This window comes from Picosynechococcus sp. PCC 7117 (assembly GCF_001693275.1).
GTDB lineage: Bacteria > Cyanobacteriota > Cyanobacteriia > Cyanobacteriales > MRBY01 > MRBY01.
The window spans coordinates 2,402,475-2,429,050 of record NZ_CP016477.1 but is presented as its reverse complement, the minus strand read 5'-3'; the positions used below and the strand labels follow the sequence as shown (position 1 = coordinate 2,429,050).

Sequence of the window (26,576 nt, the reverse complement as noted above, 5' to 3'; positions counted from 1 at the left end):
TTGTAGGCGATCGCCTTGAATGATTCTTTGGGAACATCGACAAACAAGGCATGAAACCAAATTCAACGTAACTCTTTGGCCCTAGGATGAAGTGATAAGCGATTACCCTGTGCAATTATGCCTGCCTTGATCCCCTTCCGAACCGTAGCATTGCTGATAGGAACTTCCTTATCCTTCATGGGGATATACACCCTGTCTAGCGATTCACCAGGATTGGCAGCAGCGCCCCCGTCCCTTACCACAGTATCGGAGACGGTTGATTTCCAGCAGCATTTCCAAGCCTTAAGGCTGGAGGGATCGATTCTAATCTACGATCTGAAAGCCAACCGGACTTTTCAGTACAATGCCCACCGCAACCGCACCGCTTTTCCGGTCGCGTCAACTTTTAAAATTCCCAATTCCTTGATTGCCCTCGAAACGGGGGTAATCCCCAATGAGCTGGCGTTACTCACCTGGGATGGGATTACGCGGGAATTACCGGTGTGGAATCGGGATCTGAATCTCAAGGAAGCCTTTAAACATTCGGCGGTGTGGTTTTACCAAGTCCTCGCACGGCGGACGGGCCATGACCGGATGAAACAGTGGATCGAGGCGATCGCCTATGGCAATCAAACCATTGGCGCTCTAGAGAATATTGATCAGTTTTGGCTGAATGGCACATTACAAATCACCCCCCAAGGTCAAGTGGACTTTGTGCGCCGTCTCTATGCCAATGAATTACCTTTTTCGGAAAAGGCGATCGCCATGGTCAAGGAAATCATGATCGCTGAACAAACCCCCAATTACACGATTCGAGCCAAAACAGGCTGGTTTGGTTTTGGGAACCCCGGAGTTCAGAATATTGGTTGGTATGTGGGCTATGTGGAACGGGGCGATGATGTGTACTTTTTTGCGACCAACATTGATATCAATAGTCCCCAAGATGGTTCCGCTCGCCTGGAGGTTACCCGTCGCTGTTTACAGGAATTGGGGATTTTGCCTTGACCGCTTCCGCCCTTCAGCGTGGCAATTGATCAATCGGCTGTATTCTTTCCACCGCACCATACTGTCCCAGGCAACTACAGGTTTGTCCGCCAGAGTTCTGTGGCGATGTGCTGCTGGATTGATAGCCATGATAAAGACAATAGTCGTGACAACGTTCTTGTGGAGATTTGGGGCCGAGGTTGCCATTACCTAACTGATGGAGCAAAATAATCGCGATTGGTAGTAAGGTTGCCCATAGAGATAGCCAAAGGTGTTTGCTTTTAAACCCTGACCTCGCCTCTAATTTTTTGCCGACACGATAGCCCGCTACGGTAATTATTAGCCATGAGCCAGAGAATATTAACAAAAACAAGACAGATATCAGCGGCTCTATCCACGTTGGCCATGGATTGTCGCCAAAGACATATAACCAGAGTATTCCGAGGACAGTACCCATTATGATCCAAGTACCCAGTAGAGAGACAGAGAAGCCAGGTAATAGGAACAATAATGAGTAGATATAGCGCTGTTTCATCTAAAAGGTTTTGGGAGCCTCAGGTGAGGGTGGTGAGGGCGATCGCCAATTGGTCGATGTCTGCGGGGGTGGTGAAGTAATGGGTACAGGCGCGGATACAATCCGGGAAGCGGATCGTCCGGAGACAAAACCCCTGGGCTTCGAGGGCTTTGACAATATCACTGTGGCTTTGGGCGGTATCGACTTGAAAGGAGACTAACCCCGAAGCGGGTGGCGTAGCCTTGAGACATTGCACCTGGGGGATCGCGTTGAGTTTTTCCCAACAGTAGGCACTGCGATCACAGATTTGTTGATAACGGCTGGCCGTATCACCCCATTGTTGATGGAAGCGGATCGCCTCCATTAAGCCAACGTAGAGAGGATAAGCGGAAGTTGCGACTTCATAACGGCGGGCATCCTGGGCGAGGGCCACTTCAGTTGTTGTCTCCCACTGGGTTACCCCCCGCCAGCCAATAAAGGTCGGTCGATGCTGGGCGATCGCCTCGGTGGAGATATAAAGTCCGCCGACCCCAGCCGGGCCGCACCACCACTTATGACCCGTAAAGGCATAGAAATCGACCCCCAAGGCTGGCAAATCAAGGGGTAGCATCCCGAAGGATTGGGCCGCGTCCACCAGCACCAGGGTATTTTGGCCATGGCAGAGGGTACAAATTTCCTTTAAAGGCAATATCTGGCCTGTATTCCAAAAAAGATGGCTGATCACCAAGAGGCGAGTTTGGGGGGTTAAATGTTGGACGATCGCCGCTGTAGGATCACCCCCATTGAGGGTGTCAAAGAGGGGACAAATGTGAATCTTCACGTCGAAGCGGGCCGCAATCTCCTGGACAATGCCGACAATGCCTGGATGTTCACAATCACCGAGGAGGATTTCGTCCCCCGGTTGCCAGTTGATTCCCCAGAGGGCAATGTTGCAGCCAGCGGTTACATTTTCGGTGAGGGCAATATTTTGGGGTTGAGCTTGGAGTTCAGCGGCGATCGCCCCCCGCAATTCTTGAATGATGCCCGTTTCCCATTGACCCTGGGCGAGGGAAAAAGGCCCTTGGCGATCGCCCTGGTGATAACTGTCGAGGATGGCATTAAGGCTCGACTGGGGTAACGGCCCCTGGCCACCGTAGTTAAAGTAAGTTTTGTGGGCGAGGGCAGGAAACTGTTGGCGATGTTGGTGCAGATCGGGCATGGGAGAATGAATTAAATTATGGGGGTAAAAACGAACAGAGTTATTGCTGGGGCGAAAACTGACGGGTATTGGGATCGTAGCGCCAGGGAATATTATCGGGATCTTTAGCCTGACTCCATTCGGCAAAATTATCACGGCCCCGGCGTTTACGGAGGGTGCTGGGATGTACGGAAAAACGTTTCGCGAGTTCCGTTTGAATCATCGGTGCTGGCGGTGATTTTGAAGCCAAAGGTGTTGGAGGCGTGGGTTCCTGGGGGTCTGGCTCTGGGATTTCGGGATCACTGCCATTGAACATACTGCCCAGGGCACCGCTCGTCAAAAAGTAATAGACAATGCCTGTTTTTTGGTAAACCACAGCCTGGGCGGCGTACTCCTTTGCTTTGCGTTCGAGAAACCAACGGACATCATTCCCCGATAAGCCCGTAGCAAGGGTTAAGTCGGCTACGGTAATTTTCCCTTGGTTGGCTTCGATCAGGCGACGGAAATCGGGGGTGAGGGTGATTGAGAGTTGCTGCCAGCGGTACTGTTGCCAGAGATACCAGGCCACCACACAGGCGATCGCCACCACACAGATCGTCCAAACACTGAAAAATACAGTCATTAACAGGGTGCAGGGAATGATCAGGATCAAGGGGCTTTTCGCATCTTTCTCCATTGGTTTTGTCAGGCAGTGCTGGTGAGAAGGGTCTACTTGCTAAGTTTAAACGGGGTTGCTTAAATGGGGCTGCTCGATACAGACAATGTGAGGCGCTGGAACATGGTCTGGCGCGCTTGGTGGGCCAGTTGATCGTCGAGGGGATCAAGGTGAATTTCGGTGTTGTACTTCCGTTCCAGGGCTTTTTCGAGGAGCCAATCGGCCAGGAACGGATTTTTCGGTAGCAGTGGCCCATGGGCATAGGTGGCGATCGCCTTTTGGTAGAATGCCCCTTCCCAACCATCTTCGCCGTTATTACCGTAGCCCTTGAGGACTTTGCCTAGGGGTTGCACCTCTCCTAAGTAGGTACGCCCACCGTGGTTTTCAAAGCCGATGGCAATGGGGCGATCGCTGAGTTTGGCCTTTAATTCTGTGGCGAGGGGTTCAGCGGTGATTTCAAAGGCGACATTCCCGATGCAACGTTTTACCCCAAAGCCCGGATGTTTGCTGACAAGATCTAAAATGCCGAGACCTTCGATGCGTTGGCCGAGGGCGGGTTCATAATATTTACCGAGCAGTTGTGGTGAGCCGCAGGTGAAGACGCCTGGCACTTGATCTTCGATGAGGGCTTTTAATTGTTCTGCCTTGGCCCCTTGGAGATCCCGCATGACAATCTCCTGCTGGCGGTCTTGGGCGCCGCCGCCCACAATCAGATCGACCTCTTCCCAAACGTTTAGGGGCGCTTCTTTATCGAGGGGGATCACTTCAACGGTAATCTGTCGCCATTGGGCTCGTTTTTCTAGGCAAATCACATTGCCGCGATCGCCATAGGTGCCCATGAGGGTGGGGTAGAGCCAGCCGAGCTTGAGGTGCATCGTCATTGAGCCATTCACCGAAAAAAAGAATGCCCCTTATCTTAACCCCTGGGGGTCAACTCCGAAAAAGGCGAGTGTATTGGGTTTCATGGTTCATACTCGCCAAACTTAAACCCCAGGTACAGGCATAAAGATCCATCTCTTTTTGCGTCACCAAAGTCTCTGCGATCTCGGTGATTAGGGGTTGTAACTGGTAGATGATCCGTTGGCCTTGGGTTTGTCCGAGGGGAATCAACTTTACCCCCGCACTCACCAAGTTACTCAGCCAGCTATGGAGATAACCTAAAACGGCCTGGTGCGGCTCAATGTCCCAAAGAGCCACAGCAATCCCAAAGGCGATCGCATAATGGCAGTTTTTGCCGATCTGCTCCCGGCAAGCCCCTAACTGTGGTCGTTTGTTTTCGTCTAAATCCCCCAACAGTTTCAATAAACTATTGCCCATCTGGATACTTTGTTGCCGGAGCTCCTTGGTTTCCCGCGTCCCATTCAACCAACTATTCCAATACTGCAATGGGGTCAAATCATCAGCGGCGATCGCCTGTACAATCCGCAGCACAACGCTCACTTCAGCGCGGATCGAACCATAACGCAGGTGCAACCCCAACCAATCCTGAAAGCTTCCTATCTCAGAACATCCAGCCGACTCTACCAAATATTCCAAACCCTCCGAATAGTTATAAGCTCCAAGGGGAAAGTTTGAATTAATCAGTTGCCAGAGAATCAGTTGTTGCACCAGTGACCTCGTATGGACTAGAGAAAATCACGCTTAAGGTAGGGCCGCAGCACCTCCGGTACAGCTACCGTTCCGTTCGGTTGTTGATAATTTTCGAGGATTGCCGCCATGGTGCGACCGATCGCCAACCCAGAACCGTTGAGGGTATGGACAAACTGAGTGCCTTTTTTCCCTGCTTCCTTAAAGCGAATCCCCGCCCGTCGCGCTTGGAAATCATAGAAATTAGAACAACTAGAAATTTCCCGGTAGGTGTCTGCGGAGGGAAGCCACACTTCCAGGTCATAGCATTTCCCGGCACTGAAACCGAGATCGCCACTACAGAGTTCAAGAACGCGATAGGGCAGCTTGAGGGCTTGGAGAATCGCTTCGGCATTGGCAACGAGTTTTTCGTGTTCTGCCGCCGAGGTTTCAGGATGGACAAATTTTACAAGTTCGACTTTATTAAACTGATGCAGCCGAATTAGCCCACGGGTGTCTTTGCCATAACTACCTGCTTCCCGCCGAAAACAAGGGGTGTAGGCACAATGGTAAATGGGCAAATTTTCCGCTTCGAGAATTTCATCACGGTAGAGATTTGTGACGGGCACTTCAGCCGTGGGAGTTAGCCAGAGATCATCGTCGGCACAGCGGAAACTTTCCTCGGCAAATTTTGGCAGTTGTCCTGTTCCAGTAAGGGAATCACTATTGATCAACACCGGGGGCATGACTTCTACGTAACCCGCCGCAATTTGCTGATCTAACATGAAGTTGATCAAAGCCCGTTCTAGGGCTGCTCCTGCACCGACGAGGCTCACAAAGCGACTTTGGGCGACTTTTACTGACCGGGCAAATTCGAGAATACCGAGCTGTTCACCAATTTCCCAGTGGGGCAAGATGTTTTCATTGGTGGGCTTATGTTCTTCTCCCCAGCGGCGCACTTCGACATTTTCAGTTTCGTTGGTGCCTACGGGGGTGCTTTGATCCGGCAGATTCGGCAGCGCTAACAGCAGATTGTAAATTTGGGCTTTGAGTTCTTTTTCCTGGGGTTCGAGGTCGGCGAGCTTTTGTTTGATTTCATTCCCCTCCGCTTTGAGGGTGGCAATTTCTTCGCCTCTGGGATCGGCACCGCCCTTAATCTTTTGGCCGATGAGTTTACCGATCTCATTGCTGCGGGCCTGGAGTTGGCTGCGATCGCCTTCGAGGGTGCGTTGTTGAATATCTAGATCAAGAATTGGTTGAATATCGTATTCTCCCGCTTTACGGGCATCGAGGCGTTCTTGGACAAGGGTCGGATTTTCGCGGAGGAGTTTAATGTCTAGCACGGACTTTGCTTTGCTGCGGTTGAATCACCCAACATTATTCATGATGGGCTAGTAATAATCAATCGAATCCTGCTTGGTACTGTCTCTAGGGACACCCTTCTAGCTCCCCTATGAGGGGAGAATTTTTTTGCTTTTCCGGAACACCGGCCAATTATCCCCTCCTGGGAGGGGCTACGGGTGGGTTGACTGAGAACACCCCTCTAACTCCCCTACGAGGGGAGAATGGCACCCTCCGGTCTTCAACCACCTCCCTCAAGGGAGGATTTTTAGAACTTTCCAGTGCACCGGCTAATTATCCCCTCCTGGGAGGGGCTACGGGTGGGTTATCAATAACTGATTGAGAACACCCTCCGGTCTTCGACCACCTCCCTCAAGGGAGGATTTGGGCAGGGGGATTGCGACATTTTGCGGAGAAAGCACACCTCTTTGGTATGATGCTGGGATTCTAAACATTTCTACATATAGAAGCGAACAACTCATGGCACCAGATTTCCCATGGTTGACGGCAATCATTGCCCTGCCAGCTCTTTCGACCCTATTGATCCCGTTGCTTCCTGATAAAGAAGGAAAAACTGTACGTTGGTACGCCCTAATCGTCGGTTTAGTCGATTTTGCGCTGATGTGTTTTGCCTTTTGGCAACATTTCGATCCCCAGGCGACGGAGTTTCAATTGGCAGAAAGTTATCGTTGGCTGCCGTCCTTGGGAATTCAGTGGAGCGTGGCGGTAGATGGAATTTCCGCGCCCCTTGTTCTCCTCGCTGGTTTTGTGACGACCCTCGCGATGTTTTCGGCCTGGCAAGTTAATCAACGCCCCCGGCTTTTTTATGCCTTGATGCTGCTGCTCTATTCGGCGCAGATTGGGGTATTTGTCGCCAAGGATTTATTTTTATTCTTCCTAATGTGGGAGATCGAACTGATCCCTGTGTATCTCCTCGTTTGTATTTGGGGTGGAAAACGCCGTCGTTATGCAGCGATGAAGTTTCTCCTCTACACAGCCGCAGCTTCTATTTTCATTCTCGTTGCGGCCCTGGCCCTGAGCTTAAATCTTCCCGGTGGCCCGAATTTTGACCTGGAGGCGATCGCCCAACAGGATTATCCTCTGGGATTACAAATGTGGCTCTATGCTGGGCTGTTAGTTTCCTTTGGCGTGAAGTTAGCGATTTTTCCCCTCCACACCTGGTTGCCCGATGCCCATGGCGAAGCTTCCTCTCCCGTTTCCATGCTCCTGGCTGGCGTCCTGCTGAAGATGGGGGGCTACGGTCTCATGCGCTTCAATATGGAACTGTTGCCCGATGCCCACGTGCGGTTTGCGCCCCTGTTGGTGATTTTGGGGGTGGTCAATATTGTTTATGGCGCGTTTAGTTCCTTTGGCCAGACCAACATGAAACGTCGCCTCGCCTACTCCTCTGTGTCCCACATGGGATTTGTCCTGATTGGCATTGCCTCCTTTACGGATCTAGGGATCAATGGGGCGATGCTGCAAATGCTCTCCCACGGTCTGATTGCGTCGGTGCTCTTTTTCCTCGCTGGGGTGACCTATGATCGCACGAAGACGATGGTCCTCGCGGAAGTGGGGGGTCTCGGTCAGGTTATGCCCAAGGTTTTTGCGATGTTTACGGTGGGGGCTTTGGCTTCCCTGGCGCTACCGGGCATGAGTGGTTTTGTGGGGGAACTCTCGGTATTTGTGGGCCTCGCCACCAGCGATACCTATAGCGCAACCTTCCGTACAATTACGGTTTTCCTTGCTGCCGTCGGCGTAATCCTCACGCCCATTTATCTGCTCTCGATGCTCCGGGAAATGTTCTACACCCGCGAGATGGATCTCAGTTGCGATCTCGGTCAACCGACCAATGTGGCGATCGCCGGCAATGCCCCCGTGTGTTTTGGGAATGACTGCGTATTACCGAGCAATGCCATTTATGAAGATGCGCGACCCCGGGAAATCTTTATCGCCACTTGTTTTACCGTTTTGATTATCGGCGTGGGACTCTATCCGAAACTGCTGATGCAAATGTACGATGCGAAAACCCAAACCCTCAATACCAGTGTGCGTCAGGCCCAGGCGATCGCCAAGCAACCCAGCGAACCCATCGCCACTTTACAAGCCCCAGAATTAAGCCCCCTGCGCTAAATCTGTGTGCAGTTTTCAATGAAGTAATATCCCTAAGTCCCCGATCCGTCGGGGATTTTTTTGTGCTTGAACCCTAGTCGCAAAAAAATAGAAGCGCTTCCCAGGGGAAACACTTCTAAATGTTCTATTTATCTAATTGCCCAAGGTGGGCCGAGAAATTCTAGTAGAGTTCTTCCTCTTTGTTAGTTTCGATGGTGACATCAGATTGAGGATAAGCAATACAGGTCAGAACGTAACCTGCTTCAATTTGATCATCATCGAGGAAGGACTGTTCGGATTGGTCAACAGTACCGGAAACGATCTTACCAGCACAGGTGGAGCAAGCACCGGCACGGCAGGATGCAGGAAGGTCATAACCAGCATCACCGGCGGAGTCTAGAATGTATTCATCATCGGGAGCGTCGTAGGATACTTCGCCGTCGGGAGTGATGAGTGTAACCTTATATGTAGCCATTAGTGTTTCCTCTGGTGTAACAGGGTGTTTACAAGGATTTCATCCGGCCATTCGAGAGTGTGCTTGGGCCTAAGCCTTGGGCAACCCACTAAATGCCTTCTGAAATTGATGGATCATTTTCTGATGATAAAGGAAAACAAAAGAGAACGAATGTCGCATTAGGAATGAAGTTAGCCCACACACTTTATATAAGACTGGCTTATGTTTTTTGAGGCAACAAAATTAGGGCAATAGAAGAATCCCTATAGCTTGCAAATCCGAGTGCTTCAGCGACCTAAGTCATGGAATGTGGTTATCGCCCCTTGTCATCTTCCTTTAAAACTGCATCAGGAATACTTATGCGATCGCCGCTGGATCGCCCAATTAGTAGAGATCTTCTTCTTTGTGAGTCTCGATCACACAGTTAGATGTGGGGTAAGCGATGCAAGTGAGCACATAACCTGCGGCCACCTGTTCAGGGCTGAGGAAATTTTGATCACTCTGGTCAACGGTGCCCGAAATCAGTTTTCCGGCACAACTAGAACAAGCCCCGGCTCGGCAGGAATAGGGAATATCGATCCCTTGGTTTTCGGCTTCGTCGAGGATATACATATCATCGGGAACGCTGACGGTATATTCGCCTTCGGGGGTTTTCAGAGTAACTTCGTAACTTGCCATTGCGGTAATGTAATTTTGCAACTAGGGTTTTCAGTTTCCATTAAACCCGTTTGGGGGCTCCGGGAAAATACCTGCCCCAGCAAGCACACAGCAGTTTGAGGAAAAAGCGTTAGGCGATGGCAAAATTTCGAGTGGGCATTGTCGGTACTGGTTACGCAGCGAAACGGCGGGCAGAGGCCTTTTTACGGGATGGACGGGCAGAACTAATGGCCGTGGCGGGTCAATGGCAAACGGCACGGGAACAGTTCGCTAGTAACTATGATTTAGCGGCGATCGCCTCTTGGGAAAATCTAATCCAGCGGGACGATCTCGATTTAATCGTCGTGTGTACGGTCAACCGACGCCATGGGGCAGTGGTGCGGGCGGCCCTCGAAGCGGGGAAACACGTAGTTGTGGAATATCCTTTGTCCTTGGATCCCACCGAAGCGGCTGAATTGATTCAACTGGCCCAGGCGAAAAAACGACTCCTCCATGTGGAGCATATTGAACTGTTGGGGGGACTGCACCAAACGATTCGGCAGACCTTACCGGAACTGGGCGCGATCGCCTATGGCCATTACATTACCCTTGCTCCCAAAGCGAAAACCCTACCCCACTGGACATACCATTACGAGGATTATGGTTTTCCGTTTGTGGCGGCCCTGTCACGGGTAAACCGATTGCTAGATCTCTTTGGCACGGTCGAAACAGTCACCGGGGCGGCCCAATTTCTCCCGGCGGAGTTGCCCGGCTATTATCAAAATTGTCTCTGTACGGCGCAACTGAAGTTTCAAAGTGGTGTGATTGCCCACCTCACCTACGGTAAAGGAGTCTTGATCCCCAAAGGCGATCGCCGTTTTAGTCTCTATGGCGAAAAAGGCACTTTGGAATTCAACGGCAACCAAGGCATTCTCACCCAAGGCGATCGCCAGACAAACCTCGATGCGGGCAGTCGGCGCGGCGTTTTCTTGCAGGATACGGTGGCAGTGCTGGATCATTTAACCGCGGGCAAACCCCTCTACATTCAGCCAGAACAAAGCCTGTACGCTCTCCAGGTGGCCGCCCAAATCCAACGGGCTGCCCTGGGCCAAACCTAAATATTTCCCCGACTTCGCCGCTCTCGGCCCATGCCGCTCGATAAAATAGAGTCACGATTTACCTTGGGAAAATTATGGTTGCGTTGTTCTCTGCCCAACACAGGACAAAATTTTTGGGGCCAGTTCTGCTGCTGACTTTGATGCTGCTGAGTAGTTGTGGTGGTGGTGAAAATTCCCCAGAGGAGGCCGTTATCCCTGAGTCTCAACCTCTGCCAACGGAAGAAATCCCCGTAGAAAATGCGCCCCAAGTTCCTAACGCGAAAAATAACAATAGCCCCCCCAAAGATAATCTGGTGGTGCAGGGGGAGCCGATCCAAAGTGCGCCCGCCGACAGTGCCGCCCCCAAGATCACCAATAAAACGACCCTAGAGGCCGGGGCCTATTGCTACCGCACCGAAGAGCAAACCATCCAGGCGATCGCCGAACTGCTCGTAGAACCCACAAACGATGTCAGTGGCACCCTGGAAGCGACGATTACCAACGATGAAGCGGGCTATTACACTTCCTATAACCAGAGAATTGCCGGGGTCTTGGACACAGAAACCCTAAGCGCCGCCGTTGTCACCAACATTGAGAACGATGTGCAAAACTCCCAGGAAACCTGGACGTTGAATCGCAATGTGTTTAGCAATGGCCGGGATATGAACCTGAAGCGGGTGAGTTGCGAAGAAATTATCGCCCTGAAAGCCAACCGCAAAAATAGTCCCTAGTGGCTGTGGTCATGGCTGGGTTCTGCCAGCGGTGCAGCGGTGGGCATTGTTGAGTTTTCGCTCGGTAAACTGTGCTGGTGGGGTTCGTTGAGGGTCATATTTTGCCGCCCAAAGGAATAAAGCCCCATGGAAACGGCCCCCACACTCAAGGCTCCCATGGAAACCAGGCCACAGGAGATCACCCCCATCGCCACAACTCCTAGGGAAATAATGCCGTGGGTCGCGACCCCAATCGCAACGATCCCGTGGGCAGAGATACCAATTGCAATGGTGCCGTGGGCGGAGATGCCAATGGAAAGAAATTTGGTTTTCGAGAGGGGAGAAGGCTTGGTGATTTGGGTTTCTGGGTTAAAAGTCGTCATCGGTACTGCACAAAATAATTTTTAAAAAAGAGGATTTAAAATCTAAGAAGTTACCGCCCAATATAACGAAGCTAAGGCGATCGCCACCGTTGCTCCCACCAAAGTATTGAGAATGTTCACCACCTCATTGGTAAGAACCGCAAATTTTTCTTGAACCGTTGCGCCGATCACGCTTTCGATATTCGTTGCCACAAAAGCCGCTACCACACACCAGAAGATTCCCAGAGGATCGATTAAGCCGACCCCATACCCCACCAAGGCGATCGCCACCGAAGCCACCACTCCCGCCAAGGTTCCTTCTAAGCTCACGGCCCCTTCTGTACCCCTAGGGACAGCTTGGAAAGTGGTGATTAAAAATGTGCGTTTCCCGTAGGCTTTACCCACTTCACTGGCGCTTGTATCGGAGAGCTTTGTGCAGAAACTAGCGACATAACCGAGCAAGAGTAGAGGTTGAATCGTTTCTGGCGCAATTAGAGTGCCCAGGGCGCAAATGGTGCCAATTAAGGCCGAACCCCAAACATTTTCTGGCCCCCGCAAACCACCCCGACCTTCAGCGATCCCAGCGGCTTCTTTAATGTTTTTGCCAATTTTTGTCACCCCTACCCCCACGAGGAAATAAAACATCACCACCCCATAGCCCTGCCAACCGAGACAACCCCACACCAGCACCCCCAACAGCCAAGCGTGGAGATAACCCCAGGGAGTCAGTAATTTTTTCGGCACTAAAAAGGCGATCAAGATCAAGATCGAATTCAAGGCGATCGCCACGAGCCAGTTATTTGTCAAAAGATCCATCACGAAAACCAAACTTATTTTTCAATATCTTATTGAATCGCCTGACCCCGTTGACTTTCTAGCTGAGGGGAGAGTCTATGATGAAAGTAAATTGTATTTGCGGTGTTAGTAATGGTGAAAAAATCTTGGTTTGCTGTCGGGGCGATCGCCTTTTTGCTTGGTATCGGGGGAGTTGCCGCCTTTAGTCAATCCCAGGCCCAGGGAGATCAACGCCGCCTTGTGGAAAGTCAAACGCCGGTGCCCAGCCAGGCGATCGCCGCAGAGGTTTACCGGACGCCCACCTGCGGTTGTTGTGGTGCTTGGGTTGACCATGCTAAAGCCAATGGTTTCACCTTTACAGACAACATCCAGCCGGATATCAGCGCCATCAAAGAACAATTTGGCATCACCCCAGAACTTGCGTCTTGTCACACCACCATTGCCAATGGTTACGTGTTTGAGGGTCATATTCCCGCCGCCGATATTCAACGGTTTTTAGCAAATCCTCCTGCCGATGTGCTTGGGTTAACGGTGCCAGGAATGCCCATCGGTTCTCCGGGGATGGAAGCGGGCGATCGCCAACAGCCCTACCAAGTTTTGGCACTCCATGAAGATGGCACGACTTCTGTCTTTCAGGAATATCCAGGTAATTAAGGGTTACAGACAATGGGCATTAAGCGGCGTGAGTTTCTCGGTTTAACGGCCTTGGGCGCAACGGGAGCATTGCTTTGGCAGGGGTGTAGTCTCCTCCGAAGCCGAAACTCTAGTCCTTTAGCCGCCCCCATACCAGAGATTTATCGCAGTGAAGGGGGTTCCCTGGAAATTAACCTCGAAGCCCGCTATGAAGATGTAATCCTTGGGGGAGAACCCACGCGCAACATGATGACCTACAACGGTCAAATCCCTGGCCCCCGCCTAGAAGTTCAACCGGGCGATCGCCTAATTATTCACTTTAAAAATAGCCTCGATCAACCGACAAATCTACACTTCCACGGACTGCATCTTTCCCCAGAAGGCAACCAAGATAATGTGTTCCTCCACATCGAACCAGGGGAAACTTTTCACTACGAACTGGAAATTCATCCCCAACAGCGGGCTGGCACTTACTGGTACCACCCCCACCACCATGGTTTTGTCGCCGAACAGTTATTTCAGGGGTTAGCTGGGCTGATCGTTGTGCGGGGGGACTTGGATGAACTGCCAGAAATCCGCGCCACCCAAGAGGAATTTTTTGTCCTCCAGGATTTTAACCGCGATCGCCCACCCCAAGGAATGATGGGCTCCCACATGAATTTGATGGCGGGTCGAGAAGGGAATCTAATTACGGTCAATGGCCTTTTTCACCCAGAAATCGCTGTGACCAAAGACCTGGTGCGGCTGCGTTTGCTAAATGCGTCCCCCTCGCGGTTCTATCGTCTCCAACTCTATGGCCAAAAGTTAATGCAAATTGCTGGAGATGGTGGTGCTTTTTCTCAACCCCTGGAGCGGGATGAATTACTTTTAACCCCAGGTCAACGGGCGGAGGTGCTCATCAAAACCCAGGATCTACCGAAAACGCCGATCCATTTACTCAACCTTCCTTATCAACGCACCCAGATGGGGATGATGGGCCAGCAATACAACAATGCCACCGTGGCGATCGCCGATTTTACCCCCAGTGCTCAAACCTTCGCCCCGGTGCAAATTCCCGCCCAATTAATTTCCGTTGAACCTTTACCGGAGCCGAGCCGAACCCGTCGTTTTACCCTGAACCATGGCATGGTACCAGGACAGGGAATGGCTTTTTTGATCAATGGGGAAGCCTACCGGGATCAACCCCAAACCACCGTCCGCTTGAACGATGTGGAGGATTGGGAAATTGTGAATACGGGCACAATGGATCACCCCTTCCATGTCCATGTGAATGGCTTTCAAGTGGTGAGCCGCAACGGTGTACCGGAAGAAAATATTGCCTGGGCGGATACGGTATTGGTGCGGGTCGGGGAAACGGTCAAAATCAGAATCGCTTTCCGGGATTTTGCAGGGAAGACGGTTTACCACTGTCACATTCTCGACCATGAAGACCTCGGCATGATGGGCCAATTGGAAATTCTACCCGCTTCATAAAACGTGAAATTGCGGCCTTGACTCTCCAGTGCACTAGAGCTTTTATCCTGGAGCCAGCACTTGAATCATCGAGGAAAGTTCGCCATGGAAACCCGCCAGTTTCAGATCAAAGGGATGGGCTGCGCTGCCTGTGCCACCACCATTGAAACCGCCCTCCAGAACACCGCCGGGGTACAGGTTGCCCAAGTAAATTTTGCTGCCGAGCAACTGCGGGTGGAATTTGACGGCAGCCAACTCAATGGCGAAACCCTCCAGCAGGTGGTCAGTGATGCGGGCTATGAAGCAATTCCCCTCATGACAGGCGATCGCCAAAGTCAGTTAGACCAACAGGAACGGGAACAGGCGCGGCAACTGCGCCAACTCAGCCGCAAGGTTTGGTTGGCGGGAGCCTTAAGTGCGGTGCTAGTAATCGGCAGTCTACCGATGATGCTGGGGGTCAATATTCCGGGGATCGCCCATTGGTGGCACAATCCTTGGTTGCAGTGGGCCTTAACGACGCCGATTATGGTTTGGCCGGGCCAGGGCTTTTTTACAGGGGCGTGGAAAAGTCTCAAAAATCGCACCGCTGACATGAATACCCTGGTGGCTCTGGGGACGGGGGTGGCCTATGGCTATTCGGTGCTGGCGACGGTGTTTGCGGCCCAATTCCAGACTTGGGGTTTGACGGGGGATGTGTATTTTGAAAGTGCGGCGGTCATTATTACCCTGATCCTCTTGGGGCGCTTTTTAGAACGACGGGCCAGGGGGAAAACGGCGGCGGCAATTCGTGAACTTATGGGCCTCCAGGTGAAAACAGCGCGGGTGCTGCGGGGAGAACATACCGTTGATATTCCCGTAGAAGAGGTGCAGGTGGGCGATCGCCTGTTGATCCGACCGGGGGAAAAAATTCCGGTGGATGGCGAAATTTTAGAAGGAGATTCCACCTTGGATGAAGCTTTGGTGACGGGGGAATCGTTGCCCGTGGAAAAAACCGTTGGCGATCGCGTGATTGGTTCAACCTTGAATAAAACGGGTCGTTTGATCCTAAAGGCGACCCATGTGGGGGAAGATACGGTTTTGGCGCAGATTATTCGCCTCGTCCAGGAAGCCCAGGGGAGCAAAGCACCGATCCAAAAGTTAGCGGATCAGGTCACGGCCTGGTTTGTGCCCGCCGTGCTGATGATTGCGCTGATTACTTTTTCTATTTGGGCGATCGCCGGTAATCTTTCCCTGGCAATCAGGACTTTAGTGAGTGTTTTGATCATTGCCTGTCCTTGCGCCCTGGGTTTAGCGACGCCTACCTCGATCATGGTCGGTACGGGGGTTGGTGCCCAGCATGGCATTTTGATTAAAGATGCCCAAAGTCTGGAACTTGCCGCCCACCTCAGCACCATTGTCCTCGATAAAACGGGCACTCTCACCCAGGGGAAACCCAGCGTCACCAACTGTCGCAGCCTGATTGATGAGGCGCAACTGTGGTCTTGGGTCGCCAGCGTGGAACAATCCTCCGAGCATCCTTTGGGGGAAGCGGTCTTTCAGCACGCCCAAGCAAAGAATGTGCCCCTCGTTTCCCTAGAAAATTTTCAATCCCAAACGGGGCAAGGGGTACAGGCCACAATTCAGCAGCAAAATATCTACATTGGTACGGCCCATTGGCTACGGGATCTAGGCATTGACACAGAACAGTTACAGGCCCAGGCAACAGCCTGGCAAAACGAAGGGAAAACGGTAATTTGGGTCGCCATTGACCACCAACTCGCGGGCATTATTGCCTTAGCTGACCAGCTTAAACCCACTAGCCCCAACGTCGTCAAACAGTTACAAAAATTGGGTCTGAAGGTTGTCCTGCTCACCGGAGATAATCCCCGCACCGCCGCGGCGATCGCCAAACAGGTGGGCATTGATCACGTACAGGCAGAAGTGCGCCCCGACCAAAAGGCTGCTGTGGTGCAACAATTCCAAAATCAGCGGGAAGTGGTCGCCATGGTGGGGGATGGCATTAATGACGCTCCAGCCCTGGCCCAGGCGGATTTAGGGATTGCCATCGGCACGGGTACTGATGTGGCGATCGCCGCCAGTGATCTCACCCTTATCTCTGGGGATTTGGCAGGGATTTTAACAGCGATTAAACTGAGTCGCGCCACCCTCCGCAATATCAAACAAAATCTCTTTTTCGCCTTCTTCTACAATGTCGCCAGTATTCCCATCGCTGCGGGGATTCTCAGTGCTTGGGGGATTTTCCTGAACCCGATGATCGCGGGGGCGGCCATGGCCTTTAGTTCTGTTTCGGTAGTGACGAATGCTCTACGTTTGAAAAAAGTTAGTCAACGGCTTTAAAAAGCTAGTCTTTGTTTAACTGCCTCTAAAGAAATGCGTTCTTGATTTTCTGGGTTGGTTTCGGCTGCGATCGCATCATGAACATCTAATAAATCTTCTAATTCTTCAGCATCGATAATAGCTAATTTGCCTTGAATAATTTGTTTAAAAAAATCATCGACAGAAAGGTTTAGTTGTGCGGCAAGGGTAGAAATACCCTGTAAAGATTCGGCTGAAATCTGTAGTGAAGTCATGGCTTTTACTTGTAAATAGTTTCTTCTAAGGCATTACTGATGCTTTCTATAAAATGTTTTACAGATTAAAGCAAGGTTTAAGAGGCGGCTTGATAGGAGAAAACGTCCATTGTGATTGTTCTTGCTGGCTGTTGATCTTCATGGAGCATTTTGCGGATTTTTTCTGTTGTTTCACGACTAAAAGTTTCTTCTCCGCACTGTTGGCAGACTTCCACAGGGATATTTTCAACTAAATAAAATTTACCGTTGATTTGAAAAACTTCACTGGTCACTTCTTGTTTTGAATGCTGAGATTGGCAGACATGACATTGAAACATTTTTACTTTCTCCTTATTTTGTAATTGTCCCATTCGTTTAAATCTGGTTCGTATAGGGTGATTATTTTTAATAAATTGGTTTCCAATTTTGAAACTTGTAAATGTAAAGCGCGATTATTATAGGTAAATCCAAGCAAAAGAAAACTAGGGGAATATTTATCGTCAGGGTAATCTTCAATGATTTCTATGGTGTCGGCTATTTCTTTTAACTCTTGTTCATTGATATTTCTTTCGACTGCCCGTTTAAAAGCATGACGACTAAATTCAAATTGTCCTTTTTTAAGCTTATGTTTAATTTGATCGATAATCATTTTTAGCCATAATTCCGAATTATAAATTGAGAAATAAAACGTTTTATTAGATTATAGAGTTTGGTTGAACTAATTATTTTGGTGGGTTATCGATCGCCCAGGGGCCAACTATATTTTCGCCATTTTTTTCTTTTTCGGCCAGGGCAAGGTTTAGGTGGAGCAGTTTTTCGAGAATGTCGTCGTCTTTTTTGAAGCCGTAGGCTTTGAGCACAAGGGCATCGAGCTTTTTGTGGAGTTTATGGAGTTGGCTGGCGGGTTCGTCGAAAAAGGCGTTGTAAAGTTTGGTGATCCCCCATTGTTTGGCTTCCATTTGGGCGGTGCGGTAGTCATGGAGATCGATCATCGCTTGGTGGATCTGTTGGGTGAGTTTTGCGATCGCCATCTGGGGAAAGGGAAAGGTTTCAAAACAAGTATTCGGAGTGTAGCGGAGTGTCTCCCCCAATGATGAGCTTTGAGCTTTGACCCATTGGCGATGGACATCCGATGTCAAAATTCCCAACACATAAAAATCATCCGAAGCTACCACTGCGACGGAATTATTTGGTAACCATTCTTGTTTTGCAATCAAAAAAATAAACCACTTTGAATGGCATGGAACACAAAAATAATACTTGAGATTTTTTAATGCCTTACGCATTGAAGAATTGGTTCGTTTGAATCTCCACCATTTTTCTCGCAGTACAGACTCCCTATTTTTTTCTCTTACTGGTTTGACGTATTTTTTTATATGCTCAAGAGGGATTTTATACTTAATTATGTCTTCTAGATTTCGATCAGCAAAGTCAATAATATATTTTTGAGGCTCTAAAAATAATGAATTCACTAAATCTTGTGCTGAGTAAGTTTTTTTGACTACTTCAGAATTAAATGCTTTTGTTTTAATCCATTCACTAGCTAGTGATTCTTCTATGAAAAAATCTTTGCCATTAGGCTGACATCCAATAAAAGAAAATTTTGAGTTTGCATTGAGATGAATAGATAGGGAACAATCTATGCTAGATTTAAGCGCGGAATTTATGCTTGCAACCTGTTTGTTATCAAGCCAATAAATATCAGCTTCTTGTTTACACCAATTTACTATACTGACATAAACTGCAGCTTCTCCAGACCATGGCTGAGTCGATATTGCATTATGAATTACTCCTCCATTATTAGATATATAATCTAAGGATACAGATCTACTTTTTCCTTGACTAATAGAGTTAGTTGCAACCAAACCAGCTCGACCAGTTTTATCTAGATAATCATGTGCTTTTCGGAACCAGTAGCTTGCGAAATCTACTTGTGCTCTCATATCAGAAAATTGTTGAAATACTTTTTCTGCATACTTATCTCCAAGCTCTAAACGAATTCTTGAACCACCAAGAAAAGGCGGATTCCCGATGATCGCGTCAGCCTTTGGCCAGTCATTAAACAGCGCATCTTGGCAGACAATATTTTGATCCAAAGAATCCAACGGCAAAGCAGGCTCATTCAACCCAAACTTATCAATCGCAATCTTCCGGGCGATCATCATCGTCACCCGCGCCAACTGCACCGCAAACGGATTTGTATCCATCCCAAAAAACTGCAACGGCGTCACAATCCCGATTTCTTCCTGCTGTAAAACTTCCCCCTGGAACCGTTTGCGCCGCTCATAGATTTTGTTGAGCAAAACCCGTTCCAGCCGCTTCAACTCCTGATACGCCACATAAAGGAAATTTCCCGAACCGCACGCCGGATCCAATACCCGATATTCCCGTAATTCCTGCTTCAGCTTTTCGAGATCTTCATAGGTCGTCGCTTGGTCAATTTTCCCTTCCCAATAGTCGGCGATCGTCGGGCGCACAATCTGCCGGATATCCTTCTCAGAAGTGTAATGAATTCCCCTGGCGTGGCGCTCATCCGCATCAATGGCACTCTCAAAAATATTTCCAAAAATCGACGGTCGGATATTCGCCCAATTATCCCGCGCACACACATCGAGAATTTCTAACTCGCTCTTTTCTAACGGAATCGGCTGAATCTCCCCAAATAAACCCCCATTAAAATAATCCACCCCCTTGTAACGACCCTGGGGCACGATCCCCGGCAAGTTCATCGCCCGAAACAACCCACTAAAGGCATCGTAGGCATTATCTCGCCCCGCTAAACAGTCCTGCACCAACCCCACAAATAGATCCCGTGGCAGGAGGTTCCGGTCTTCGGCAAACATCGCTAGGACGCATTGCAGGGTAAACCGTTGCAGTTGCGCTTCTGTGAAATAAACAAACTTTTCCCTTTCGCCCCGCGATCGCACCAGCCGATAAAATTCCCCCATGCGCTTGGCCGTGCGTTCCGTCACCTCGACCTGATTGTTCCGAAAGATCGGCTCCCGACCACCGATCTCCATAAACGAAAATGTCCCTACCCGATTCGGGAGATCTTCTAGCTTGACCCGGTCTACAGGCTCATCGACCTGGTTGTTAAAGTCATAGACCCAAAACTCATCAAAATTACAGAGAATCGAATAGCGTGGTTTCGGGGTGAGCCGCAGCCAATATTTTTCGAGCTGAGAATAATGCAGCGCCAGATCTGTCCCGCGCTTTTTCATCTCCACCACGACTCCCTTTACCCCAGGGGCGGGCGACCAGACCAAATCTGCAAAACCTGTTTTATCTTTCTTGCTCGCTTTTTTGACCCGCTCCTCAAACTCGGCCCCAACTTCCTTGATCCCAGCATGGCCAAAGGCTTGGAAAAATCGCGTTAAAAATGTCTGTGCCTCTGACTTTTCATCCCCCTGGATATAGGCATTACAGTAATCCACAAACGCCTGGAGAGAATCACGGGTTACTGCCATCGGTCACTCAGCCCACAAGAAAAAACAATAATTTCTCCATAGTATCGCCCAACCCCAACACCATCCACCCCAAAATCACTAACATACTCAACGAAAAACAGGGGCGTTCCATGGAACGCCCCTACAGGTTAATGGGTTAAGAATTTATTAGGCTTCGACTTTGATGTTGACCTTCGTTTCCTTATCAGCAGTTTCTTGGTAGAGCTTGAATCCAGAGACGAGATCCTTTTCTCCGGTGATCAGACGAGCCCCCCGACCTCTAGTAAAGTAGTTCCAACCCCACTGGAGCATCACCACCATCTTGTTATCAAACTCGATCAGGTAGTAAACGTGGGCGAAGATCCAAATTAACCAGGCCAGGAACCCAGAGAATTTCACAAAACCGAGATCCACAACGGCGGCATTTTGGCCGATCACGGCTAGGCTACCCAATTCCATGTAACGAAAAGGCGCCATCTCCTGACCATTGACCCGTTGTTTGATCAGTTTTGCCACATATTCCCCTTCTTGCATCGCCACCGGTGCAACCCCAGGTAAAGGCCGTTCATTTTGGTGGGGGAAGTTGGCCAAGTCCCCAATCACGAATACATCGGGGTAGCCCGCAACGCTCAGGTTCGGCTCGACGATGACCCGACCAGCTCGGTCTAGGGTCGCGCTTAAACGGTCTTCGAGGACTTTACTCATGCCAGACGCTTTCACCCCAGCGGCCCAGACAATGGTTTTTGCAGCAATTTCAAGCTGGTCATCGCCCTGCTTAAAGGTGACAAGGTGGTCTTCGATATTCGTCACGAGGCTCTTGGTTTGTACCTGCACACCCAGATTTTCCAGGGATTTTTGCGCTTTTGCCGACAAACTTGGATCGTAGGGGGGCAAGACCCGATCCATCCCTTCTAGGAGAATAATCCGGGCGCGGGTGGTATCAATTTTGCGGAAATCTTTTTTCAGAACGCTATAGGCAATTTCGGCGATCGCCCCGGCCAATTCTACCCCCGTCGGGCCACCACCCACGATCACAAAGGTCAACCAAGCCTGTTGGAGTGCCGGATCTGTTTCTTTTTCCGCCGCTTCAAAGGCCATAAAGATGCGGTGGCGAATTTCGAGGGCATCCTCAACGGTTTTCAGGCCCGGTGCGTAGGGTTTCCAATGGTCATTCCCAAAATAGTGGTGGCTGACCCCCGTGGCGACAATCAAACTGTCATAGTTGACGATCCCTTCGTTCATCACCACCGTTTTGCTATCGGGCTCAATGTCTACAACTTCATCAAGGAGCACATGGGTGTTTTTGTTGCCGCTGAGGACACCGCGCAGGGGTGAGGCAATATCCGCCGGAGAGAGAGTTCCCGTTGCCACTTGGTACAGCAGCGGTTGAAACAGGTGGAAGTTCCGTTTGTCGATCAGGGTGACATCCACGGCAGCCTCATATTTACCGAGGGTTTTCGCGGCATAAAGACCACCAAAACCGCCACCGATAATCACCACTTTATGCTTGTCTGTCTGGGGGGTGAGATTGGGGAGTTGGGTATTGACCATGGGTTCGCTGGGGTTGGGGAAAATATAAACTTTTATTTCAATCGGCCTGTGTTAGGTAAGAATACTAACAGAAATCTACCCAAAGAGATAAAAGGTGAGATTTCAATGGTGCTATTGCTCGAAAAAATAGGGCGGAGACGGTTAATTTAATGCAGCGTTTGGTGGTTTCTGAGGCGCAATTTACTGATCTTTCTAGGGTTAATTTAACGACAGAACAACGGCATTATCTGCTAAGTGTGCTACGGTTGCGGGCGGGCGATCGCCTGGTTGTGTTAAATGGTTTAGGCCAAGCTTGGCTTGGTGAACTGACAGAGACTGAGCAGATTCAATTAATCGAATCCCAGCATCTCCAAACAGAATGCCCGATTCCAGTGAAATTAGTGGCAGCTTTACCGAAAAATGGCTTCGATGAAGTGGTGCGTTGCTGTACAGAATTGGGGGTGACGCAGATCTATCCGGTGATTTCTGAGCGGACAATTTTAAAACCGAGTGAGAATAAGTTAAAACGCTGGCGCAAAATTGCCACCGAAGCCGCAGAACAATCGGAACGGGCGATTGTGCCAGAAATTGCTGCACCCCAACCTTTTTTCAATCTTTTAGAAACCCTTTCCCCAGAGCAAACCTATCTCTGTGGCGCACGGGAGAAATCGCTGCATCTCCTCGATGCGTTACCTAAAACGCTCCCGCCAGCAATTACGGTACTGATCGGGCCGGAGGGGGGCTGGACAGAAACGGAAATCCAACAGGCGATCGCCAAAGGTATTCCAGTCGTTTCCTTGGGAAATTCGATCCTGCGGGCCGTGACAGCCTCAATTACGGCGATCGCCTTAGTGAATAGTCACTGTCGTCCAGGAAATTAACTGGATTTAACTTTGGGAATCCCGGCGGGATTTTTCAATGGCGATCAAGGTTTTGCGGAGGGACTCAATTTCCCCCTGGAGCTGACTCGTATAAGTCGCGTTACTCTGGGCTGCCGTGAGGAGTGCCGCCGCCTGGAACGCTGTATCGGGGGTGATATTCCCCTTATAGGTCATCATGATGCGTTGATAATGTTCGCCAAGGTCATCGTGCATGATGCTCATAAAATCAGCGAATTCACTCATTTTCCCGCTTCTCCAAGCCGTTAGGGGGTTTTAGTTACCTTACATGGCCATGGTAGCGGAGATGCAAGGCGATCGCCGGAGAAATTTACCGAATGTATTTTTTTTCGTCCGCCCTCAGGCCACAATAGGGAAGATTTTTCACCGTTGGAATTTTCCCAGTTTAATGAGCAACTCCATTAACCCCATCGTTTGGCAAGAAGACCGCGTTCTCCTCGTGGATCAAACCCTGCTCCCCCTCGCCTGTAAAGTCGTCGAAATTAAAACCTACCAGGCCATGGCTGAGGCGATCCGCACAATGATTGTCCGGGGAGCGCCGGCGATTGGGGTTTCGGCGGCCTATGGTCTATACCTGGGGGCAAAGGAGATCCAAACCACAGACCGCACCATTTTTCTGGAAAAACTAGAGGCGATCGCCGCAACCCTCCGCCAAACCCGTCCCACCGCAGTCAATCTTTTTTGGGCCATTGATCGGGTAATGGCAACGGTTCAAGAGGCGACTGGTAATATTCCTGAGTTGCAAAATTTAATTCTTGATACCGCCAAGGCGATCCACAATGAAGACCTCGCCACCTGCCAGGCGATCGGTGATCAGGGGTTGGCGGTTCTTCCCGAAATCCCCGAAAAATTAACCATCCTCACCCATTGCAATGCGGGTGGTTTAGCCACAGCGGGTTATGGCACAGCTTTGGGCGTGATTCGTTCAGCTTGGCGGGAAAATCGTTTAGGGATGGTCTATGCTGACGAAACCCGACCCCGGCTCCAGGGTTCCAAGCTCACTACCTGGGAATGCGTCCAGGAAGGGATTCCGGTGACGCAAATTTGTGACAACATGGCGGCCCACTGTATGCAACAGGATCGCATCGATGCAGTGGTGGTGGGAGCCGACCGGATTACGGCCAATGGCGATGCAGCGAATAAAATTGGCACCTACAGTTTGGCGATCGTCGCGAAGGCCCACAATGTTCCTTTTTTCGTGGCGGCTCCTTTATCAACGGTGGATTTTTCCCTCAGCGATGGTAAGCAAATTCCCATTGAGGAGCGGGATCCTAAGGAAGTCTATCAAATTGGTGATACGCGCATCTGCCCGGAAGGGGTGCAATTTTATAATCCGGCTTTTGATGTGACCCCGGCCCACCTAATCACGGCGATCATTACAGAAAAAGGGGCCGTGGCTCCCGACCAGTTGATTAATTTCAAAGGTTAGAAACCTACCCCTCTATCCCCTCCCAAGCGGTGAAGATGACTTCAAAATAGCTGGGTCAAAATGGGCAGTAAGCCCAACACACTAAAGCCCAGCAAAAAATATAAACTTTGTTGGCCCGTTTGGCGATCGCCAAAGGAGCGGGCATAGATTCCTTTGACCGCATTGTTACTCGCCGTCGCAATCAAAATCGAAATACTGGCTAGGGGTAAAGACAAGGACTGGCCCGCCGATTGGGTCAAGCTCAGAATAAAGGGATCTACGTCGGTGATCCCCATAATCACCGCAAAGGAATACACACCGCGATCGCCTAAATAATCGACGATGTACCGGGTCAAGAGGGAGATCACCACAAAGAGTAGCGCAAAACTAAAGGCCGCCTTCAATTCCAAGGGGTTGCCCTGGGGATGGGTCGCGGCGATCGCCTGGGGATCAGTCCCATTTTTTTTCCGGAGGGCGATCGCCAAGCCCCCCACAACTCCCACCAACCCTAACAGGAAAAACGAACCCATCAGCCGTTCCGACAAAGCCCCATTAAACAATTCCAATAGCAGAATTAAGCGCCAATACATCATCCCCGAAGCCATCACCATGCCTCCCACATAACGCTGGGAATTTGCGGGATCGACGCTAGAACGTTTCGCCAGGGCGACGGTGGTCACAGTCGAAGAATAGGCTCCCCCCAAAAGAGCCGCCAGGGGAATGCTACCTTGACCTTTAATGAGCCTTTGGAGCAGAAAACTGCCGTAGGAAACGGTACTCACGGCCACCACCACCAACCAAGTTTTAAAGGGGTTGAGATCAAAGGTAGTCAGGGCTTGATTGGGCAAAATGGGCAAAATAACGATGGTCAGCAGCAGAAATTTGGTGAAGGTGAAAATATCCTCCTCAGAAAACCGCTCGGCCAATCCTTCGAGAAACGTCTTCAGTTCCAACAAAATCAAACTGGCGATCGCCAAGGAAGACGCCACCCAAAAATGCCCGTGGTAGACCAGCGCCCCCAGAATATAGGTCGCCAAACCCGCCATCTCCGAAGTAAGACCGACCCGTGACGTTTCCGCCTTGTGCCAGTAGGAAATCATCATAAAGCCACCAATCACCGCCAAACCGCCGATCACTGCTAGCATTTGGGTTTGGGCCAAAAAAGCGACACTATAACCAATCAGACCAATGAGCGGATAGGTGCGCACGCCCCCAAAGGCATAGCCCTTATTGAGTTTGTGTTCCTCCCGTTCGAGGCCAATGAGAAACGACAAAAATAAAACCACCAGAAGCTTATAGGCATCTGCTGGGACGAGGCTGAGGAGTTGGGAGCCCATTACCAAAAATGTGTTGCGATTTTACGATAGCGATATTTGCCGCTCTGCACCCAATGACAAACAAATGATTGTGCTTGGGGCCGAACGCGATGTACTCACCTTACCAGCAGCCGAGGTAGTAAACATCTTCGTAGTGTTCAGTGCAACCTTCACTGCCAATATTATTCAAAATATTCATGCTGGTGTTGTGGAGCATTGAACTGACATAGGATTGCTGTTCGGCGGAAACCGTAACGCCTCCACTCACCATTAGCTGGGCTTGGTATTGCTGGAGGTAGGCGATTAAAACATTCACCATCACCCCCGAATAGGGCCAGGGGGTAATCGCCGCTTCGATAGTGTTTGGGTCAACGGCGATCGCCTGATTATTTTGCATTCTGTAGGTGGCAGTGGGGGTCAAGGCATAGAGAATTTTGGGGTCATTATTGGCGTTGGCCTGGGCGAAAAAAACCGTCACCTGACTCGGCGAAAAATAACTGATTCGTCCTTGGGCATCCAGATAAATTAAACCCTGATCATCGGAAAAAGGGCCGATAATCCCAGTATTGGGAGGCACAGGAGGAAAGCCGAGCTGTTGGGCCACAAAGACAGCATTGGCATCCCCTTGGAACTGAATTCCCACTGGATTAGCTTGGGCTGGTGCACAGATCATTTGCCCCATGAGACAACCAAGGCCCACACTGGCACTCAGATAACGACGCAAAACCTGGAACATCACAGCTTTCTCCCTCAGTAATACTTGACTTCAAACAATCACAACAGCATTGGGGCACTTTTCAGGATTTTTCCGCCGCCCGAAAATCTGCTCCATTAGTATAGTGAGCTTTTCCCAGAAGCCTTTTAGATTGCAACAAAAGACAAAATTTTCACCGACAGCCCAGGACAAATTCGGTAGCGATCTTGACGGCCTTGGGGAACGAACTGCATAGGTTCTGGGGGG

General features: G+C 50.2%; 26 protein-coding genes. 9 read left to right on the top strand and 17 right to left on the bottom strand.

Translation table 11 applies throughout. The annotated features are described in order from the left end of the window. Window positions 1-177 precede the first annotated feature (177 nt). The gene (gene blaOXA / locus AWQ22_RS11730; RefSeq protein ID WP_232321361.1) at window positions 178-984 is read left to right on the top strand and encodes a class D beta-lactamase; all 807 of its coding nucleotides are present in this window, start codon (window positions 178-180) and stop codon (window positions 982-984) included. 533 nt (window positions 985-1,517) lie between these two features. On the opposite strand, the gene AWQ22_RS11725 is transcribed toward blaOXA, so the two are convergent. The 5 genes from AWQ22_RS11725 to serS form a co-directional block, all read right to left on the bottom strand. Further along, entirely contained in the window at window positions 1,518-2,675 is a 1,158-nt protein-coding gene (locus tag AWQ22_RS11725; protein ID WP_065711198.1) for an aminotransferase class V-fold PLP-dependent enzyme, read from the bottom strand. 40 nt (window positions 2,676-2,715) lie between these two features. Then, a complete protein-coding gene (locus AWQ22_RS11720) occupies window positions 2,716-3,276 on the bottom strand; it encodes a hypothetical protein (RefSeq protein ID WP_232321360.1) in 561 nt (186 codons plus the stop codon). A gap of 113 nt (window positions 3,277-3,389) precedes the next feature. Then, complete coding sequence (locus AWQ22_RS11715; protein WP_065711716.1) at window positions 3,390-4,184, bottom strand: type 1 glutamine amidotransferase; 795 nt, start codon at window positions 4,182-4,184, stop codon at window positions 3,390-3,392. 55 nt (window positions 4,185-4,239) lie between these two features. Further along, window positions 4,240-4,917, bottom strand: a complete 678-nt coding sequence (locus AWQ22_RS11710) for an urease accessory protein UreF (RefSeq protein ID WP_065711196.1) — start codon at window positions 4,915-4,917, stop codon at window positions 4,240-4,242. 17 nt (window positions 4,918-4,934) lie between these two features. After that, entirely contained in the window at window positions 4,935-6,218 is a 1,284-nt protein-coding gene (serS, locus tag AWQ22_RS11705; RefSeq protein WP_065711195.1) for a serine--tRNA ligase, read from the bottom strand. A gap of 478 nt (window positions 6,219-6,696) precedes the next feature. Here serS and AWQ22_RS11700 point away from each other — a divergent pair, with 478 nt between their 5' ends. After that, window positions 6,697-8,349, top strand: coding sequence for an NAD(P)H-quinone oxidoreductase subunit 4 (locus AWQ22_RS11700; protein ID WP_065711194.1), 1,653 nt, complete (start codon window positions 6,697-6,699; stop codon window positions 8,347-8,349). A 160-nt stretch (window positions 8,350-8,509) separates the two neighbouring features. Here the strand turns inward: AWQ22_RS11700 and petF1 are convergent, their stop codons facing one another. Further along, window positions 8,510-8,803, bottom strand: a complete 294-nt coding sequence (gene petF1, locus AWQ22_RS11695) for a ferredoxin PetF1 (RefSeq protein WP_012307922.1) — start codon at window positions 8,801-8,803, stop codon at window positions 8,510-8,512. A 363-nt stretch (window positions 8,804-9,166) separates the two neighbouring features. After that, a complete protein-coding gene (locus AWQ22_RS11690; RefSeq protein WP_012307921.1) occupies window positions 9,167-9,460 on the bottom strand; it encodes a ferredoxin in 294 nt (97 codons plus the stop codon). 116 nt (window positions 9,461-9,576) lie between these two features. Here AWQ22_RS11690 and AWQ22_RS11685 point away from each other — a divergent pair, with 116 nt between their 5' ends. Both AWQ22_RS11685 and AWQ22_RS11680 read left to right on the top strand, forming a co-directional pair. Continuing rightward, the gene (locus AWQ22_RS11685) at window positions 9,577-10,536 is read left to right on the top strand and encodes a Gfo/Idh/MocA family protein (protein WP_065711193.1); all 960 of its coding nucleotides are present in this window, start codon (window positions 9,577-9,579) and stop codon (window positions 10,534-10,536) included. 74 nt (window positions 10,537-10,610) lie between these two features. Then, a complete protein-coding gene (locus AWQ22_RS11680; protein ID WP_157094621.1) occupies window positions 10,611-11,246 on the top strand; it encodes a hypothetical protein in 636 nt (211 codons plus the stop codon). Here AWQ22_RS11680 and AWQ22_RS11675 read toward each other — a convergent pair. Together AWQ22_RS11675 and AWQ22_RS11670 are read right to left on the bottom strand one after the other, a co-directional pair. Next, window positions 11,243-11,608, bottom strand: coding sequence for a hypothetical protein (locus AWQ22_RS11675; RefSeq protein WP_062435579.1), 366 nt, complete (start codon window positions 11,606-11,608; stop codon window positions 11,243-11,245). The genes AWQ22_RS11680 and AWQ22_RS11675 overlap by 4 nt on opposite strands. Window positions 11,609-11,650: 42 nt before the next feature. Beyond that, the gene (locus AWQ22_RS11670; protein ID WP_065711191.1) at window positions 11,651-12,403 is read right to left on the bottom strand and encodes a TIGR00297 family protein; all 753 of its coding nucleotides are present in this window, start codon (window positions 12,401-12,403) and stop codon (window positions 11,651-11,653) included. 111 nt (window positions 12,404-12,514) lie between these two features. Between AWQ22_RS11670 and AWQ22_RS11665 the strand changes: the two genes are divergently transcribed. The 3 genes from AWQ22_RS11665 to AWQ22_RS11655 all read left to right on the top strand — a co-directional run bounded on the left by AWQ22_RS11665 (window position 12,515) and on the right by AWQ22_RS11655 (window position 16,804). Next, window positions 12,515-13,036 carry a DUF411 domain-containing protein gene (locus AWQ22_RS11665; protein ID WP_065711190.1) on the top strand — a complete coding sequence of 174 codons (522 nt, stop codon included), beginning with the start codon at window positions 12,515-12,517 and terminating at the stop codon, window positions 13,034-13,036. 12 nt (window positions 13,037-13,048) lie between these two features. Further along, entirely contained in the window at window positions 13,049-14,488 is a 1,440-nt protein-coding gene (locus AWQ22_RS11660) for a multicopper oxidase family protein (protein ID WP_065711189.1), read from the top strand. An 84-nt stretch (window positions 14,489-14,572) separates the two neighbouring features. Then, on the top strand, window positions 14,573-16,804 hold the full coding sequence (locus AWQ22_RS11655) for a cation-translocating P-type ATPase (RefSeq protein ID WP_065711188.1): 2,232 nt from the start codon (window positions 14,573-14,575) through the stop codon (window positions 16,802-16,804). On the opposite strand, the gene AWQ22_RS11650 is transcribed toward AWQ22_RS11655, so the two are convergent. The 5 genes from AWQ22_RS11650 to AWQ22_RS11630 form a co-directional block, all read right to left on the bottom strand. Beyond that, window positions 16,801-17,037, bottom strand: a complete 237-nt coding sequence (locus AWQ22_RS11650) for a hypothetical protein (RefSeq protein WP_065711187.1) — start codon at window positions 17,035-17,037, stop codon at window positions 16,801-16,803. The genes AWQ22_RS11655 and AWQ22_RS11650 overlap by 4 nt on opposite strands. A 77-nt stretch (window positions 17,038-17,114) precedes the next feature. Further along, window positions 17,115-17,387 (bottom strand): YgiT-type zinc finger protein, encoded by a 273-nt coding sequence (locus AWQ22_RS11645; protein ID WP_232321356.1) that lies wholly within the window; start codon window positions 17,385-17,387, stop codon window positions 17,115-17,117. After that, window positions 17,357-17,665, bottom strand: coding sequence for a DUF4258 domain-containing protein (locus tag AWQ22_RS11640; protein WP_065711185.1), 309 nt, complete (start codon window positions 17,663-17,665; stop codon window positions 17,357-17,359). The genes AWQ22_RS11645 and AWQ22_RS11640 overlap by 31 nt, the downstream gene beginning before the upstream one ends. 73 nt (window positions 17,666-17,738) lie before the next feature. After that, window positions 17,739-20,483, bottom strand: coding sequence for a DNA methyltransferase (locus AWQ22_RS11635; protein WP_065711184.1), 2,745 nt, complete (start codon window positions 20,481-20,483; stop codon window positions 17,739-17,741). 147 nt (window positions 20,484-20,630) lie between these two features. After that, window positions 20,631-22,013, bottom strand: a complete 1,383-nt coding sequence (locus AWQ22_RS11630; RefSeq protein ID WP_065711183.1) for an NAD(P)/FAD-dependent oxidoreductase — start codon at window positions 22,011-22,013, stop codon at window positions 20,631-20,633. 149 nt (window positions 22,014-22,162) lie between these two features. Here AWQ22_RS11630 and AWQ22_RS11625 point away from each other — a divergent pair, with 149 nt between their 5' ends. Further along, window positions 22,163-22,873, top strand: a complete 711-nt coding sequence (locus AWQ22_RS11625; RefSeq protein ID WP_065711182.1) for a 16S rRNA (uracil(1498)-N(3))-methyltransferase — start codon at window positions 22,163-22,165, stop codon at window positions 22,871-22,873. 6 nt (window positions 22,874-22,879) lie between these two features. On the opposite strand, the gene AWQ22_RS11620 is transcribed toward AWQ22_RS11625, so the two are convergent. Then, entirely contained in the window at window positions 22,880-23,116 is a 237-nt protein-coding gene (locus AWQ22_RS11620; RefSeq protein ID WP_012307905.1) for a hypothetical protein, read from the bottom strand. Window positions 23,117-23,279: 163 nt separating this feature from the next. Here AWQ22_RS11620 and mtnA point away from each other — a divergent pair, with 163 nt between their 5' ends. Continuing rightward, window positions 23,280-24,320: an S-methyl-5-thioribose-1-phosphate isomerase gene (mtnA, locus tag AWQ22_RS11615; RefSeq protein ID WP_065711181.1), complete on the top strand. Its 1,041-nt coding sequence runs from the start codon at window positions 23,280-23,282 to the stop codon at window positions 24,318-24,320. A gap of 41 nt (window positions 24,321-24,361) precedes the next feature. Here the strand turns inward: mtnA and AWQ22_RS11610 are convergent, their stop codons facing one another. Together AWQ22_RS11610 and AWQ22_RS11605 are read right to left on the bottom strand one after the other, a co-directional pair. Beyond that, window positions 24,362-25,636, bottom strand: a complete 1,275-nt coding sequence (locus AWQ22_RS11610) for an MgtC/SapB family protein (protein WP_065711180.1) — start codon at window positions 25,634-25,636, stop codon at window positions 24,362-24,364. A 100-nt stretch (window positions 25,637-25,736) separates the two neighbouring features. Continuing rightward, complete coding sequence (locus AWQ22_RS11605; RefSeq protein ID WP_065711179.1) at window positions 25,737-26,351, bottom strand: hypothetical protein; 615 nt, start codon at window positions 26,349-26,351, stop codon at window positions 25,737-25,739. Between the last annotated feature and the right edge of the window lie 225 nt (window positions 26,352-26,576).